The sequence below is a fragment of the Microbacterium oryzae genome (assembly GCF_009735645.1).
Lineage (GTDB): Bacteria > Actinomycetota > Actinomycetes > Actinomycetales > Microbacteriaceae > Microbacterium > Microbacterium oryzae.
On sequence record NZ_CP032550.1, the window covers coordinates 225,938 to 241,605 of the forward strand.

The following is a 15,668-nucleotide window of genomic DNA, read 5'->3' on the forward strand; positions in this document are numbered from 1 at the left end:
TCCCCTGCAGGTGTCGGCCGGCCGCCCTGTCAAGCTCCGAGCAGGAGTGGCGTCGACGGGGCCGATGCAGTTGGCTGTTCTCGTGGGTATCGAGTTCCGGTCGGCGAGCAAGAGCTATCCCGGCGGCGCGAAGGCGGTCGACGACTTCTCGCTGCACGTGCCCTCGCGCACGACGACGGTGCTCGTCGGCTCGTCCGGCTGCGGCAAGACCACCCTCCTGCGCATGGTCAACCGGATGGTCGATCCCACCGAGGGCGCGGTCCTCATCGACGACGAGGACGTGCGCACGCGCGACGCCGTGCAGCTGCGACGGAGCATCGGGTACGTCATGCAGAACGGCGGGCTCCTGCCGCACCTGCGCGTCGTCGACAACATCGCCACGGTCCCCGTCCTGCAGGGCGCCCCGCGACGGCAGGCGCGCGAGCGCGCACGCGAGCTCCTCGAGGTCGTCGGCCTCGACGCCTCGCTCGCCGAGCGGTACCCCGGTCAGCTCTCGGGCGGCCAGCAGCAGCGCGTGGGAGTGGCCAGAGCGCTCGCCGCCGAACCCAACATCCTCCTCATGGACGAGCCCTTCGGCGCGGTCGATCCCATCGTGCGCGCGGAGCTGCAGCGCGAGCTCATCCGCCTCCAGCAGGAGCTGGGCAAGACCATCCTGTTCGTCACGCACGACATCGACGAGGCCTTCCTCCTCGGCGACCACGTCGTGATCCTCGATCACGGGGCGCGGGTCGTGCAGCAGGGCTCGCCCGCCGAGATCCTCGCCGAGCCCGCAGACGACTTCGTCCGCGCGTTCGTCGGCATGGGCGGCGGTCGCCGCGAGCTCACGCTGCGCGAGACGGATGGCCGCACGGTCGTCGTCGACGGATCCGGACGCGTGCAGGGCGTGCTGAAGGACGCCACCGGATGACCTGGGTCGCCGACAACGTCGGGCTCATCCTGCAGCTGACCGCCGAGCATCTCCGCCAGAGTGCGCCGCCCATCCTGTGGGGGCTCCTCCTCGCGCTGCCGCTCGGATGGCTCGCGCACCGCAGCCGCGTGCTGCGCACGCCCATCGTCGTGACGACGGGGCTGCTCTACACGCTGCCGTCGCTCGCGCTCCTGCCGATCCTCCCCGTCGTCTTCGGCTTCAGCGCGCTCAGCGAGGCCAATCTCGTCGTCGCGCTGACGATCTACGCCGTCGCGATCCTCGTCCGCTCGGTCGTCGACGGGCTCGACTCCGTGGACGACGACACCCGCCGCTCGGCGGTGGCCCTCGGATACGGGCCGGCGCGGCGCTTCCTCGCCGTGGAGCTGCCGCTCGCGGGCCCCGTCATCCTGGCCGGGCTCCGCGTGGCGGCCGTGAGCACCATCTCGCTCGCGACCGTCGGCATCCTCATCGGGGTCACCAACCTCGGCTACCTCTTCACGAACGGGTTCCAGCGGCGCATCGTGCCGGAGATCCTCGCCGGCGTCGTGGCCGTGGCGGTGGTCGCGCTCATCGTGGATCTCGTGCTCCAGATCCTCGGCCGACTGCTCATGCCGTGGACGCGCGCGACGCTGCCGCTGCAGGCGGGGGCGCCCGCATGAACCTCCTCCTCGACGCGCTGGCGTGGCTGGCGTCGCCCGAGCGCCTGAGCGGAAGCCATCCGCTGCCACGCGCGTTCGCCGAGCACCTCGCGCTCACCTTCGGCTCGGTGGCGATCGCCGCGCTCATCGCCATCCCCGTGGGCTGGCTCATCGGCCACACCGGCCGCGGGCGCGGCATCGCGGTCGCATTGGCGGGAGCGGCGCGCGCGGTGCCGTCGTTCGGGCTCATCCTGCTGCTCGTCCTCCTCGTCGGCGTGCTGCACAAGGTCGAGGCGGCGGTCATCGCGTTCGTGCTGCTGTCGATCCCGTCGATCCTTGCGGGGGCCTACGCCGGCTTCGAGGCGATCGACCGGCGCACCGTCGACGCGGCGCGCGCCACCGGGATGAGCGAGGCGCAGATCCTGTGGCGCGTGGAGGCGCGCCTGGGCCTGCCGCTCCTCGTCGGCGGCGTCCGGGCCGCCGTGCTGCAGGTGGTCGCGACGGCCACGCTCGCCGCCTGGGTGAACGTGGGCGGGCTGGGCTTCGATATCCTGCAGGGCATCCAGCTGCGCCGGTTCGATCAGGTGCTCGGCGGCGCCATCGCGGTGGCCGTGCTCGCCCTCGTCCTCGACGCGGCCTTCGCGCTCCTGCAGCGACGAGCCGTCCCGGCGGGTATCCTCGCGTCCACCTCCCGCCGCCCCCGACGCGCGTCGCGCACGCGACGCTCCACCGAGAAGGAAGCACTCACGACATGAAGCACAGCACCCGGACGGCTCTCGCGGCCGCCTTCGCCTCCGTCGCCGTCCTCGCGCTCGCGGGGTGCGGGTCGTCGGACCCCCTCGAGGAGGACACCCCCGCGGCCGAGGAGAGCGGCTCCGCGGCGAGCGACGCGATCGTCGTGGGCTCGCAGGCGTACTACTCCAACGAGATCATCGCGGAGATCTACGCGCAGGCGCTCGAGGGCGCCGGCTACGAAGTGGAGCGCAGCTTCAACATCGGGCAGCGCGACGCGTACCTGCCGTCGCTCGAGAGCGGCGAGATCGACCTCTTCCCGGAGTACAGCGGCAGCCTCCTGCAGCAGGCGTACGACCCGGAGACCGAGGCGCGCACCCCCGACGACGTCTACGCGGCGCTCGTCGACGCGCTGCCGGAGGGGCTCACCGCGCTCGAGCAGTCCACCGCCTCCGACCAGGACTCGTACACCGTCACGGCGGCCTTCGCGGAGGAGAACGATCTCGAGGAGATCGGCGACCTCGCCGACGTCGACACGCCGCTCACGCTGGGCGGACCGGCGGAGCTCGAGGAGCGCCCGTACGGGCCGGATGGCGTGAAGGACGTCTACGGGGTGGACGTCGCCTTCTCGGCGACCGGCGACACGACCGTCGAGGAGCTGGTGGCGGGGACGATCCAGGTCGGCAACGTGTTCACCGCCGACCCGCGCATCGAGACCGAGGACCTCGTCCCGCTCGACGACCCCGAGGGGCTGTTCCTCGCCGCCAACGTCGTGCCGATCGCGTCGACCGACGTGGCGGACGAGATCGCCGAGGTCATCGACCCGGTGAGCGCCGCGCTCACGCCCGAGGGACTGGTGAGCCTGAACGTGCAGAGCACCGAGGACCAGCGCTCGCCGGAGGACATCGCCGCCGACTGGCTGGCCGAGAACGACCTCGCCTGACCCGCCCGTCTCACCGGCGCCCTGCCCTCTGGGGCAGGGCGCCGGTGTCGTCCGGATGGCCTCGCCACCGCCGATCCGGCATACTGAATGGGCGATGTGACCGTGCGCATCGCCCCGACAGTGAGGATGAGACGGCAGTGGCGAACGCGACGGAGCGGCCCAGGATGCCCAGCATCCGCGATGTCGCGCGCCTGGCGGGCGTCTCGCATCAGACCGTCTCCCGGGTGCTCAACGACCACCCCAGCATCCGCGTCGAGACGAAGCAGCGCGTGCTCGACGCCATCCGGCAGCTCGACTACCGCCCCAACGCCGCGGCCCGAGCGCTCGTCACGAGCAAGCTGAACCTCATCGGCATCCTGTCCGCATCGGTCGGGGAGTTCGGGCCCACCGCGTCGATCGCCGCCATCGAGGAGGCCGCCCGCAGCGAGGGCTATTCGGCGACGACGCTGAACCTCCCCGACACGTCTCCCGAGGCGATCGGCGCCGCGGTGCGCCAGCTTCTGCGGGAGCAGGTCGACGGGATCGTCGTGATCGCCCCGCAGGTGCGCGTCTTCCATGTCCTGCGCGGGATGGCCATCGACGTGCCGTTCGTGAGCCTGCAGACCTCGTCAGGGCAGGGGAGCGACAGCGTGGCCGCCGACCAGCTGGAGGGAGCGCGGCTCGCGACCCAGCACCTCATCGAACTCGGCCACGCCGACATCCTCCACCTGTCGGGACCCCAGGACTGGATCGAGGCGGATTCGCGCATGCGCGGCTACCTGCAGGCGCTGCGCGATGCGGATCTGCCGACGATCCCGCCCATCCGCGGGGACTGGACCGCCGACTTCGGCCACTACGCGGGGCGCGAGCTCGCGCGCCGACAGGACTTCACGGCGATCTTCGCCGCGAACGACCTCATGGCGATCGGCCTCATGCACGGCTTCCGCGACGCCGGCATCGACGTGCCGGGCGACGTCAGCGTGGTGGGCTTCGATGACATTCCGGTAGCGGCACATGTCTGGCCCCCGCTGACCACCGTGCACATCGATTTCGCCGAACTGGGGCGACGCGCCATCGCGCGACTGCTCGCGACGCTGCGCGGCGCCGACGACGACGTTCCGCAGCGGGAGGCGCCCGCTCTCGTCGTGCGGGATTCCGCTGCGACGCGCCGTTAGCGGAATGTGACACGGTGTCGGCTTGACACCCGGCCTGGCGCGGGTGCACGATGAGACGCGATGTGAACGGTCACACGAACGAAGTGAGACCGCGACGAGGCAGTCCCGGCATTTCCCGACCATGACTCCTCGTCGATGCATCCCTCCGCTGGGGCGGAGGAACAAAGTCCTGGATTCAGAGGAGAAACCCGTGAAGAAGCACCTTCTGCTCGTCGGCATCGTCGCCGTCGGCGGCCTGGCCCTCGCCGGCTGCAGCGGCGACCGCACCGGAGGCGGCGCCGCCGCCCCCGAGGAGGGCGGCGAGGTCGACACCAGCTCGATGACGATCGGCGTCGCGATGCCGACTCAGCAGTCCGAGCGCTGGATCGCCGACGGCGACAACGTCAAGGCGACCCTGGAGGAGATGGGCTACCAGGTCGACCTCCAGTACGCGAACGACGACATCCCCACGCAGGTCTCGCAGATCGAGAACATGATCTCGAGCGGCGCGAACGCCCTCATCGTCGCCTCGATCGACGGCACCACCCTGACCGACGTGCTGCAGACGGCCGCCGACCAGGACATTCCCGTCATCGCATACGACCGTCTCATCAACGGCACCGAGAACGTCGACTACTACACGACGTTCGACAACTACCAGGTCGGCGTGCAGCAGGCGACGAGCCTCCTCACCGGCCTCGGCGTGCTCGACGAGAACGGCGACGAGACCGGCGAGAAGGGCCCGTACAACGTCGAGCTGTTCGCCGGCAGCCCCGACGACAACAACGCGACCTTCTTCTGGGAGGGCGCCATGGACACCCTCAAGCCCTTCATGGACTCGGGCGTTCTCGAGGTGCCGTCGGGTCAGACCGACTTCGACCAGGCCGCGATCCTGCGCTGGCTGCCGGAGACGGCCCAGGAGCGCATGGAGAACATCCTCACGATCATCGGCGACACCAAGCTCGACGGCGTGCTCTCGCCCTACGACGGCCTCTCCATCGGCATCATCTCCGCTCTCACCAGCGGCGGCTACTCGGCCGACGACCTCCCGGTCGTCACCGGTCAGGACGCCGAGGTCGGCAGCGTGAAGTCGATCCTCGCCGGCGAGCAGTACTCGACGATCTTCAAGGACACGCGCCTCCTCGGTGAGACGGCGGCCGACATGGTCGACGCGCTCATGCACGGCGACGAGCCCGAGGTCAACGACACCGAGACCTACGACAACGGCGAGAAGGTCGTGCCGTCGTACCTCCACGAGTCGACCATCGTCACCGCCGACAACTACGAGGAAGTCCTCGTGGACAGCGGCTACTACGAGGCCGACGAGCTCAAGTAGCAGGACCAGCGAGCCCGCCGTCGCCGACCGGCGCGGCGGGCTCGCGTCCGCCACGACCCACCATCCTCACAGCGAGAGAGCGAACCTGTGAACACCATCCTCGAGATGCGCGACATCACCAAGGAGTTCCCGGGCGTCAAGGCACTGCAGAACGTGACGCTCGAGGTCGAGCGCGGCACCGTCCACGCCATCTGCGGCGAGAACGGGGCCGGGAAGTCGACCCTCATGAAGGTGCTGTCGGGCGTCTACCCGCACGGCACCTACGACGGCGAGATCGTGCTGGAGGGCGAGACCGCGGAGTTCCGCGACATCCGCGACTCCGAGCGCGCGGGCGTCGTCATCATCCACCAGGAGCTCGCGCTGAGCCCCTACCTCTCCATCGCCGAGAACATCTTCCTCGGCAACGAGCGGCAGAAAAGCGGCTTCATCGACTGGCACGAGACGAACGTCGAGGCGCAGAAGCTCCTCGCGCGCGTCGGTCTCGGCGACAACCCCGCCACGCCCGTCAACGAGATCGGCGTCGGCAAGCAGCAGCTCGTGGAGATCGCCAAGGCGCTCTCCAAGCGCGTGAAGCTGCTCATCCTCGACGAGCCGACCGCGGCGCTGAACGACGAGGACTCCGCCCACCTGCTCGACCTGATCCGGCACCTCAAGGGCCAGGGGATCACGTCGATCATCATCAGCCACAAGCTCAACGAGATCAAGGCGATCGCCGATCGCGTGACGATCATCCGCGACGGCCGCACCATCGAGACCCTCGAGCTGGCCGCCGACGAGGTGTCGGAGAACCGCATCATCAAGGGGATGGTCGGCCGCGACCTCGAGAACCGGTACCCCGACCGCACGGTCGACATCGGCGAGGAGGTCTTCCGCGTCGAGGACTGGTGGGTCGGCCATCCGACCGAGCCCGGTCGCACCGTCATCCACGGCGCGAACCTCAGCGTGCGCGCGGGCGAGGTCGTCGGCATCGCCGGCCTCATGGGCGCGGGCCGCACCGAGCTCGGCATGAGCATCTTCGGGCGCTCCTACGGGTCGAACATCTCCGGTCGCGTGTTCGTGCGCGGCAAGGAGGTCAACACGAAGACCGTGTCCGACGCCATCGCCGCCGGCATCGCATACGCGACGGAGGACCGGAAGGTCTTCGGCCTCAACCTCATCGAGGACATCAAGCGGAACATCTCGCTGGCGTCGCTCGGCAAGCTCGCCCGCCGCGGCTGGGTGAACGCGCAGGAGGAGTACGTCGTCGCGGAGCGCTACCGCAAGAGCATGAACATCAAGGCGCCGTCGGTCGCCTCGGTCGTCGGGAAGCTCTCGGGAGGGAACCAGCAGAAGGTCGTCCTCTCGAAGTGGCTGTTCTCCGACCCCGAGGTGCTCATCCTCGACGAGCCCACGCGCGGCATCGACGTCGGCGCGAAGTACGAGATCTACTCCCTCATCAACGAGCTGGCGGCGCAGGGCAAGGCCATCATCGTCATCTCGTCCGAGCTGCCCGAGCTGCTCGGCATCAGCGATCGCGTCTACGCGATCTCGGAGGGACACATCACCGGCGAGCTGCCCATCGAGAAGGCGACACCCGAGTCGCTCATGCAGCTCATGACCAAGGAGAAGGAAGCCGACCATGTCCTCAGCTAGCGCCACCGCCTCGCCCGCGCGCGGTGCGATCGCGTTCCTGACCTCACGGCTCCGGCAGATCGGCATCTTCATCGCGCTCATCGCGATCGTGCTGTTCTTCCAGATCGTGACGAGCGGTCGCCTGCTGACCGCCGGCAACGTCTCGAACATCATCGTCCAGAACAGCTACATCCTCATCCTCGCCATCGGCATGGTGATGATCATCATCGCCGGGCACATCGACCTGTCCGTCGGATCGGTCGCCGCGTTCGTCGGCGCGGTCTCCGGCGTGATGATCGTGCACTGGGGATGGCCGTGGTGGGCCGGCATCATCGTGTCGCTGCTCATCGGCGCGGTGGTCGGAGCCTGGCAGGGCTTCTGGGTCGCCTTCGTGGGCATCCCGGCGTTCATCGTGACGCTGGCGGGCATGCTCCTCTTCCGCGGTCTCACGCAGATCGTGCTCGGCAACACGCAGATCACGCCGTTCCCGACCGAGTACCGCCAGCTCGGCGGCGGCTACCTCTTCCCGCAGCTCTTCCCCGCGTCGAGCTCGCCCGCGGAGTGGATCACGGTCGGCCTCGGCGTCCTCGCGCTGCTGCTCTACATCGGCAACTCGCTGCGCGAGCGCGGCAAGCGCGTCAAGCTCGGTCTCGAGAGCGAGCCGGCGTCGTGGTTCTACACGAAGCTCGTCTTCATCTCGGCGCTCATCGCGTACATGACGTACCTGCTGGGCGTGGCTCCCGGGTCGCGCGGCACGCCGATCGTACTCATCGTGCTCGCGGTGCTCATCCTCGCGTACTCGCTCGTCATGAGCCGCTCGGTGTTCGGCCGTCACGTCTACGCGATCGGCGGCAACCGGCACGCGGCCGACCTGTCGGGCATCAAGTCGAAGAAGGTGGACTTCTACCTCTTCGTCAACATGGGCGTGCTGGCGGCGCTGGCGGGCCTCGTGTTCACCGGCCGCCTCAACTCCGCCGGCCCCGGCGCGGGAAACCTGTTCGAGCTCGACGCCATCGCGGCGGCGTTCATCGGCGGCGCCGCGGTGCAGGGCGGTGTCGGCACCGTGATCGGCGCCATCACCGGTGGTCTCATCATGGGTGTGCTGAACAACGGCATGTCGCTCCTCGGCATCGGAACCGACTACCAGCAGTTCATCAAGGGCCTCGTGCTGCTGCTGGCCGTCGCCTTCGACGTCTGGAACAAGCGCCGCACGCGCGCCAGCTGACGGCCATCCGCATCGGCAGATGAGAGGCCGGGACGTCTTCGAGACGTCCCGGCCTTTCGCTGTTGCCGACAGCGCGCCTGGCGCGCATACTGTGCGTGGATCGTCGATGACGACGGTTCACGGAGACCGGACGCACGGGGGTCGCCCGGGATGGATCGGCCTCGCGAAGGAGCGGGGTCGGGAATCGGAGTGACCCATGCGCAAGATCCCCGCGCTCGCCGCGCTCGTCGCGGCCGCAGCGCTCGCCCTCTCGTCATCCGCCGCCGCATCGGCGACCGGAGATGTCGCGTTGAAGCGGACCCCCAAGGTGTACGAATGGCCCACCGAGGTGGGCAACCCGTTCAGCCTCGTCGTCGACGGCAAGCGGGTGCTCGTCACCGACACCAGCTTCGAGACCAACGCCGGTGCGATCAGCCAGCTGCAGCGTGACGGCTCGCTCACGCCCCTCATCGAGGACGTGCCGGGGCTCGCGGGACTGGCTGTCCGCGGCGCCTGGATGGCCTACGGCTCGACCGTGACCGACTTCGGCACCTTCGAGAACGTCGAGGGAGGATTGAACATCCGCTCGCCTCGTGGCGGCACCGTCTACGCCGACATCCACGCCTACGAGGTCGCGAACAACCCCGACGGAGATGTGCAGTACGGGGTCGAGAACCCGAGCGCCTGCGTCACGGAGGCGCTCGGCGGACTGGGCATCCCCGCCAGCTACACGGGCATCGTCGACGCGCACCCGTACAGCGTGGCGAGCTGGAAGGGGAAGTGGCTCGTCGCGGATGCCGGCGCGAACGCGATCTTCACCGTGACCGACTCCGGGCAGGTGAGCACCCTCGCCGTCCTGCCCGCGCAGCCGACGGTGATCACGGCGGAGCTCGCCGCGGAGCTGGGGGTCCCGGACTGCGTGATCGGGGTCACCTACGCGTTCGAGGCCGTGCCGACCTCCGTCGCGGTCGGGCGGGGCGGCACCATTCTCGTCTCCACGCTGCCCGGAGGACCGGAGGGCCCCGCGGCCGGCGCCCGAGGGTCCCTGTGGGAGGTGAACCCCCGCAGCGGAGACGTCACGCTCGTCGCGTCGGGGCTCGCCGGGCCGACGAGCATCGCGACCGCGAAGGACGTCGTATACGTCGCCGAGCTGTCGGGCGGGCGCATCTCGCAGGTGCGCGACGGCCAGGTCTCGCTGGTGAGGGAGCTGCCCGGCGCGCTCTCGGTCGCCACCGGCGCCGACGGCACACTCTGGGCGGCCACCATGGCGCAGGAGCAGCCCGGGAAGATCATCACCATCTCGAAGGGCAAGGTGAAGGTCCAGGGGCGCTGGAAGGGCCACGACCACGGCCATCACGGCCACGGCGGCGGGCACCGGTAGCTGCGCGTTCACCTGTCCTGCGGGGCTCCCATCCTCTCCGGGTGGGAGCCCCGCTTCCTGTGAGGTGCGTCGCCTACCCTGGTAGGGACATGGCGCATCTTCTCGGGGCCGAGGCCCTTCATCTCGAGTTCCCCACCCGCATCGTCTTCGACTCCGTCACGCTCGGGGTGAACGAGGGCGACCGCATCGGCATCGTCGGCCGCAACGGCGACGGCAAGTCGAGCCTCCTCGCGATGCTCGCCGGTCGCCGCGAGCCCGACGGCGGCCGCGTCACCGTGCGCGGCGGCGTGACCATCGGCGTGCTCGATCAGGCCGACACCCTCGACGACGACGACACCATCGCGGGCGCGGTCGTAGGCGACACCCCCGAGCACGAGTGGGCAGGCGACCCGAAGGTGCGAGACGTCATCGCGGGTCTTCTCGGCGAGCTCCCGTGGGAGGCGCGCCTCGGTGAGCTCTCGGGCGGCCAGCGTCGCCGTGTGGCACTCGCGCGTCTCCTCGCCGGCGACTGGGACATCCTGGCCCTTGACGAGCCCACCAACCACCTCGACGTCGAGGCGATCGCGTGGCTGGCCGCGCACCTCAAGAAGCGCTGGTCCGCATCCAGCGGCGGCCTGCTCGTCGTCACGCACGACCGGTGGTTCCTCGACGAGGTCTGCACGGCCACCTGGGAGGTGCACGACCGCATCGTCGAGCCCTTCGAGGGCGGCTACGCGGCGTACATCCTGCAGCGCGTGGAGCGCGACCGGCAGGCGGCGGCCGTCGAGCAGCGCCGCCAGAACCTCGCCCGCAAGGAGCTGGCCTGGCTGCGCCGCGGCGCGCCCGCCCGCACCTCGAAGCCGAAGTTCCGCATCGACGCCGCCAACGAGCTCATCGCCGACGTCCCCGACGTCCGCGACAAGGTGGCGCTGCAGTCGCTCGCCGTCTCCCGCCTCGGCAAGGACGTCGTCGACCTCCTCGATGCCTCCGTGTCGTACGGCGACCGCGAAGTCCTCCGCCGTGTGGAGTGGCGCATCGCGCCCGGCGAGCGCACGGGCATCCTCGGGGTCAACGGAGCCGGCAAGTCCACCCTCCTCGGCCTCGTCTCGGGAACGGTCGAACCGACATCCGGCCGGGTGAAGCGCGGCAAGACCGTGAAGGTCGCCACGCTGACGCAGCGGATGGACGAGCTCGACCAGTACATGCAGGACCCGGTGCGGGTGGTCATCTCGAACCTCCGCACGAGCTACACGGTCGGCGCCGGATCGAAGGCGCAGGAGCTGACCCCCGGGCAGCTTCTCGAGCGGATGGGCTTCTCGTCCGTGCAGCTCTCGACTCAGGTGAAGGATCTGTCGGGCGGGCAGAAGCGCCGCCTGCAGCTGCTGCTGATCCTCCTCGACCAGCCGAACGTGCTGATCCTCGACGAGCCGACCAACGACCTCGACACCGACATGCTCGCCGCGATGGAGGACCTGCTCGACTCCTGGGCGGGCACGCTGCTCGTCGTCTCGCATGACCGGTACTTCCTCGAGCGCGTCACCGACCAGCAGTACGCGGTGCTCGAGGGGCGGCTGCGTCATCTGCCGGGCGGCGTCGACGAGTACCTCAAGCTCCGCCACGCGCAGGATGGCGCGCGCGAGACGAAGACGGCGGCTCCCGTCGCGACATCCGGACTCTCCGGCGCGGAGCTGCGCGCCGCGCAGAAGGAGCTCGCGGCCGCCGAGCGGAAGCTCGAGAAGCTGGCGGGCGACATCAAGAAGGTGCACGACCGGATGGCGGCGCACGATCAGGGCGACTACGAGGGCCTGGGCGCGCTGTCGGCGGAGATCCGCGCGCTGCAGGAGCAGACGGATCAGGTCGAGGAGCGCTGGCTGGAGCTGTCCGAGCAGATCGGCTGACCGCACGCCCTCGGCTGCGGCGGCCTGGGAGGATGACGACATGCTCATCTCTCACCGCGACATCGACGGCGTCGGCCTGGGCACGGCGCCGTTCGCCTTCCGCGACGGCTCCCTGGAGGACTCGCTGGCGACGGTGCACGCCGCCCTCGACGCCGGAGTCGAGCTGATCGACACCGCGCTCGCGTACACCCGGCCCGACGTCGAGTCGTACGCGGAGGCCGTCGTCGCGACCGCGCTGCGCGGCGTCGCGAACCCGCCGCTCGTGGCGACGAAGGGCGGACACTGGCGCGAAGGCGACCGCTTCCCGGTGGACGGCCGACCCGAGACGCTGCGTGCCCACTGCGAGATCAGCCTCCGCAGTCTCGACGTGGAGCGCATCGACCTGTACCAGCTGCATCACGTCGACCCCGAGGTGCCGATCACGGAGAGCATCGCCGCGCTCGCCGCGATGCAGGCCGAGGGGCTCATCGGCGCGATCGGCCTCTCGAATGTCACCGAGGAGCAGCTGGACGAGGCCGGCGCGGTCGCGGAGATCGCATCCGTGCAGAACCGCCTCTCGTACGCGCGCCCGGACGATCTCCGGCTGGCGCAGCTCTGCGCGGAGCGGGGGATCGCGTATCTGGCCTACATGCCGTTCGACGGCGGCGGCGCTCCCGTCGCTCCGGCGATCGAGGAGGTCGCGCGACGGCGCGAGGTGAGTCCGCAGCGCGTCATGGTCGGATGGCTGCGCGCGATGTCGCCGTCGATCGTGCCGTTGGTCGGCGCGAGCCGTCCCGCGTCGATCGCGGACTCGGCCGACCTGCTCGATCTCACCTCCGACGACCTGTATCTGCTGGGCAGCGGCGTCCCCGGGCGTTGACCGAGCGGAGCGGGTCGAAACGCCGCGACCTGCTCTCGGGGACTCGCGTCTTCTCGGACGTTGAGCGAGCGGAGCGAGTCGAAGCGCGGCGACCCGCTCTCGGGGACTCGCGTCTTCTCGGACGTTGAGCGAGCGAAGCGAGACGAACGCGGCGACCCGCTCTCCGAAACCCGCGCCCCCTCGGACGTTGAGCGAGCGGAGCGAGACGAAATGCGGCGACCCGTCCTCCGAAACCCGCGCCCCCCTCGGACGTTGAGCGAGCGGAGCGAGTCGAAGCGCGGCGACCCGCTCTCGGGAACTCGCGTCTTCTCGGACGTTGAGCGAGCGAAGCGAGACGAAACGCGGCGACCCGCTCTCGAAGTCCCGCCCCCGGCTCATCCGCTCGGGGGCGCCACCGCGCACCCTCCGCGCCCGGGATCCCAGATCCCGATCCGGCACACGGAGTCGGCGGGTGATCCACCTGCTTCGTCCTCGTGTTCGAATGTCCGTGGTCCCTGGGATGATGAGGGTATGAGATCCAACGAGGGGTCGGGTTCACGCAGTTTCTGGATGGAGCCTGCCGAAGAGGCGCTCATGCGAGAGCTGCTGGATGGCGTCGTGGCGACGCGACGCGCGGTGGCGGTCCTCGAGGCACGCCAGGTCGAGCTGGTCGCACAACTGGGGGAGATCTCGTTCCGGCAGTACGAGCGGGAGGTGGCCGCGGCCGGGGGAGTGCATGGGGAGACATGGGTGTTCCGGTCGATGGCCGAGGAGCTCGCGGCGGCGGTGGGGTCCACGCGTGGCAAGGCGGAGCGTGACCTCGCCGATGCGGAGGCGCTGACAGGGTCGTTTCCGACGGTGTTCGCGGCGGTGGAGGCGGGGGAGGTGACGCTGCCGCAGGCGCATCTGATCATCGAGCACGGAACAGGGCTCGACGACGAGACCCGAGCCGTCTACGAGCGGGTCGTGCTGGACAAGCTCGCAGCGCAGCCGCTGTCGCAACCGCAGCTGGGACAGATGGCGGAGTCCGTAGCGCAGGAGCTGCACCCGGTGCCGTTGCCGGATCGATTCGCGAGCGAGCACGCGAAGCGGTCGGTCGCGGTGCGGCGGGGGCGGGATGGGATGGCGCACGTCGACATCTACATGTCGCTGCTGCAGGCGGCGGGCGTGCTGGACCGGGTGCAGCAGCTCGCGCAGGCGGTGAAGGATGCGGCCGGCCCGGATGGGGACGACACCCGCACCGCCGCGCAGCGACAGGCGGACGTCGCGGCGGATCTGCTCCTGGCCGGAGCGCCGACCGCCGGTCCGCACGGCGTGCCGACCGGGACGGCGGGCGTCCGCGGCACCGTGCAGGTCACCATCCCCGCGCGAGCTCTCACCGCCGAGACGCAGGGCGATGACACCGAGGAGGGGCGCGACGGGGGCGAGACGCGCGACGAGAGCGAGAGAGCGCCCGCCCGAGAGCCGGCGCCCGCCCCCGGGGAGCTCGACTTCGACAGCATCGGGGATGATGACCCAGCCGATGATGACCCGGATGAGGACGACCCGGATGAGGTCTGGTCAGGCGAGGCCGGATTCGAAGATGAGCCCGACGAGGTCCCCCCGCCGGCGACGACGACGGGTTCGTTCGAGCGGCCGCCTGAATCACCACCCGAGCCGGAGAAGCCATCCGACGACGAGCTGCGGCGTCGAGCGAGGACTCGCGCGGCGCATTCCGGGGTGGCGACGCTGTGCGGGCACGGGGTGATCCCCGCCATCCAGGCGTGCGAGCTCGCGGCGGTCGCCACCGCCTGGGTGCGGCTGTTTCAAGACGCGCGCACCGGAGCGCTGCTGACAGTGGACCTGCGATTCCCGACTGCCGCGCAACGACGGTTCCTCAAGGCCCGCGATGAGCACTGCCGATTTCCCGGATGCCGCCGCCCGATCCGCAAACGCGTGTCCGACGCCGACCACACGATCGACCATGCCCTCGGTGGCCCGACCTGCGTGTGCAACCTCGCCTACCTCTGCGAAGGCCACCACACGTTGAAGCACCATTCCGCCTGGACCGTGGAGCAGAAGCCCGGTGGGGTGCTCGAGTGGACATCCCCCGCCGGACGCCGCTACGAGAACATGCCGGCGCCCATGGTCCGCTTCCTCCCCGACGAACACGACGCGAGCGCCGATGATCGCGCCAGCGCAGCACCACAGGAGCCGGTCGGGCCGTTCCCGTTCTGAGCCGTTGGTCGGCGGCACAGAGGGCCGCCGGCCGCGCCGATCAGGTCTCCGCTGCCGCCCAGCGTGCGAGCGCCGCGATGGGCTCCCGCAGCGCGAGGCCGCGATCGGTCAGCGCGTAGGCCCTGGTGTTGTGCCGCAGCGGCAGTCGGCGGATGACGCCCGCCGCTTCGAGTTCGCGCAGGCGGGTCGCCAGCATGTTCGTTCCCAAGCCGAGGTCGCGCTGCAGGTCGCCGTAGCGCTGCGGCCCGTCGAGAAGCCGCTCGACGATGAGCAGGGCCCATCGTGCTCCGACGAGGTCGAGGGCCGCGGCGAGGTCGCTCATGTCTGCGAAGCGATCTCCGGCTTCATCCAGAACGGCGAGTAGTGGTAGCCGTCGAGGTCGTCGAACTGGCGCTGGTACATGAAGGGGTAGTCGTCGGTGTCGCCGATCCGCCCGCCCGCGGCTGCGGCGCGCTCGATGAGCGCGTCGACCGCCGCCCGGCTGTCGAGATCGAACGAGACGGTGACCTTCGAGGGGGTGTCCGGCTCTCCGACCAGCTCCTCGACGCCGCCCACGCTCGCGTACATCTCTCGACTGCCGAGCATGACGTACTGCTCCGGCGCGATCGCGAAGCACGACACGTTGTGATCGGACATCTCGGCGTTGAGCGTCCAGCCGAGGGCGGTGTAGAAGGCGGTGGCGCGCTCGACGTCTTCGACGGGGCAGGTGATGAAGAGGCTCATGGCGTGATGCTTTCAAAATGAAAGTGCGACGTCAAGGGGAGTCCCGACGGAGGATCCGATCGCCTCGGACGCCGCTCTCGACAGGGCGCCTTCACATCGCGCCCGGATATAGTCCATGAGCTCGCACA

14 protein-coding genes are annotated in these 15,668 nt (G+C 70.0%); 12 read left to right on the top strand and 2 right to left on the bottom strand.

The annotated features are described in order from the left end of the window. Positions 1-82 precede the first annotated feature (82 nt). The 12 genes from D7D94_RS00935 to D7D94_RS00990 all read left to right on the top strand — a co-directional run bounded on the left by D7D94_RS00935 (position 83) and on the right by D7D94_RS00990 (position 14,817). Entirely contained in the window at positions 83-907 is an 825-nt protein-coding gene (locus D7D94_RS00935; RefSeq protein ID WP_156240809.1) for an ABC transporter ATP-binding protein, read from the top strand. Beyond that, positions 904-1,566 (top strand): ABC transporter permease, encoded by a 663-nt coding sequence (locus tag D7D94_RS00940; RefSeq protein ID WP_156240810.1) that lies wholly within the window; start codon positions 904-906, stop codon positions 1,564-1,566. The genes D7D94_RS00935 and D7D94_RS00940 overlap by 4 nt, the downstream gene beginning before the upstream one ends. Continuing rightward, entirely contained in the window at positions 1,563-2,300 is a 738-nt protein-coding gene (locus tag D7D94_RS00945; protein WP_156240811.1) for an ABC transporter permease, read from the top strand. The genes D7D94_RS00940 and D7D94_RS00945 overlap by 4 nt, the downstream gene beginning before the upstream one ends. Next, positions 2,297-3,220 (top strand): ABC transporter substrate-binding protein, encoded by a 924-nt coding sequence (locus D7D94_RS00950; protein ID WP_156240812.1) that lies wholly within the window; start codon positions 2,297-2,299, stop codon positions 3,218-3,220. Before D7D94_RS00945 ends, D7D94_RS00950 begins: the two co-directional genes overlap by 4 nt. Before the next feature lie 164 nt (positions 3,221-3,384). Continuing rightward, positions 3,385-4,374 carry a LacI family DNA-binding transcriptional regulator gene (locus D7D94_RS00955; RefSeq protein WP_156240813.1) on the top strand — a complete coding sequence of 330 codons (990 nt, stop codon included), beginning with the start codon at positions 3,385-3,387 and terminating at the stop codon, positions 4,372-4,374. Between the two features lie 190 nt (positions 4,375-4,564). After that, positions 4,565-5,689, top strand: a complete 1,125-nt coding sequence (gene chvE, locus D7D94_RS00960; RefSeq protein WP_281349306.1) for a multiple monosaccharide ABC transporter substrate-binding protein — start codon at positions 4,565-4,567, stop codon at positions 5,687-5,689. A 105-nt stretch (positions 5,690-5,794) separates the two neighbouring features. Continuing rightward, positions 5,795-7,321: a multiple monosaccharide ABC transporter ATP-binding protein gene (gene mmsA, locus D7D94_RS00965; protein ID WP_156243242.1), complete on the top strand. Its 1,527-nt coding sequence runs from the start codon at positions 5,795-5,797 to the stop codon at positions 7,319-7,321. After that, positions 7,308-8,525, top strand: a complete 1,218-nt coding sequence (gene mmsB, locus D7D94_RS00970; RefSeq protein ID WP_156240814.1) for a multiple monosaccharide ABC transporter permease — start codon at positions 7,308-7,310, stop codon at positions 8,523-8,525. The genes mmsA and mmsB overlap by 14 nt, the downstream gene beginning before the upstream one ends. A 196-nt stretch (positions 8,526-8,721) precedes the next feature. Next, complete coding sequence (locus D7D94_RS00975) at positions 8,722-9,885, top strand: ScyD/ScyE family protein (protein ID WP_156240815.1); 1,164 nt, start codon at positions 8,722-8,724, stop codon at positions 9,883-9,885. 89 nt (positions 9,886-9,974) lie between these two features. Beyond that, positions 9,975-11,762 carry an ABC-F family ATP-binding cassette domain-containing protein gene (locus D7D94_RS00980; protein WP_156240816.1) on the top strand — a complete coding sequence of 596 codons (1,788 nt, stop codon included), beginning with the start codon at positions 9,975-9,977 and terminating at the stop codon, positions 11,760-11,762. A 40-nt stretch (positions 11,763-11,802) separates the two neighbouring features. Continuing rightward, entirely contained in the window at positions 11,803-12,621 is an 819-nt protein-coding gene (locus D7D94_RS00985; RefSeq protein ID WP_156240817.1) for an aldo/keto reductase, read from the top strand. 573 nt (positions 12,622-13,194) lie between these two features. Further along, positions 13,195-14,817 (top strand): HNH endonuclease, encoded by a 1,623-nt coding sequence (locus D7D94_RS00990; protein WP_216648674.1) that lies wholly within the window; start codon positions 13,195-13,197, stop codon positions 14,815-14,817. A gap of 40 nt (positions 14,818-14,857) precedes the next feature. Here D7D94_RS00990 and D7D94_RS00995 read toward each other — a convergent pair whose 3' ends face one another. Then, on the bottom strand, positions 14,858-15,139 hold the full coding sequence (locus D7D94_RS00995; RefSeq protein ID WP_156240819.1) for a winged helix-turn-helix transcriptional regulator: 282 nt from the start codon (positions 15,137-15,139) through the stop codon (positions 14,858-14,860). Continuing rightward, a complete protein-coding gene (locus tag D7D94_RS01000) occupies positions 15,136-15,540 on the bottom strand; it encodes a VOC family protein (RefSeq protein ID WP_156240820.1) in 405 nt (134 codons plus the stop codon). The genes D7D94_RS00995 and D7D94_RS01000 overlap by 4 nt, the downstream gene beginning before the upstream one ends. Positions 15,541-15,668 lie beyond the last annotated feature (128 nt).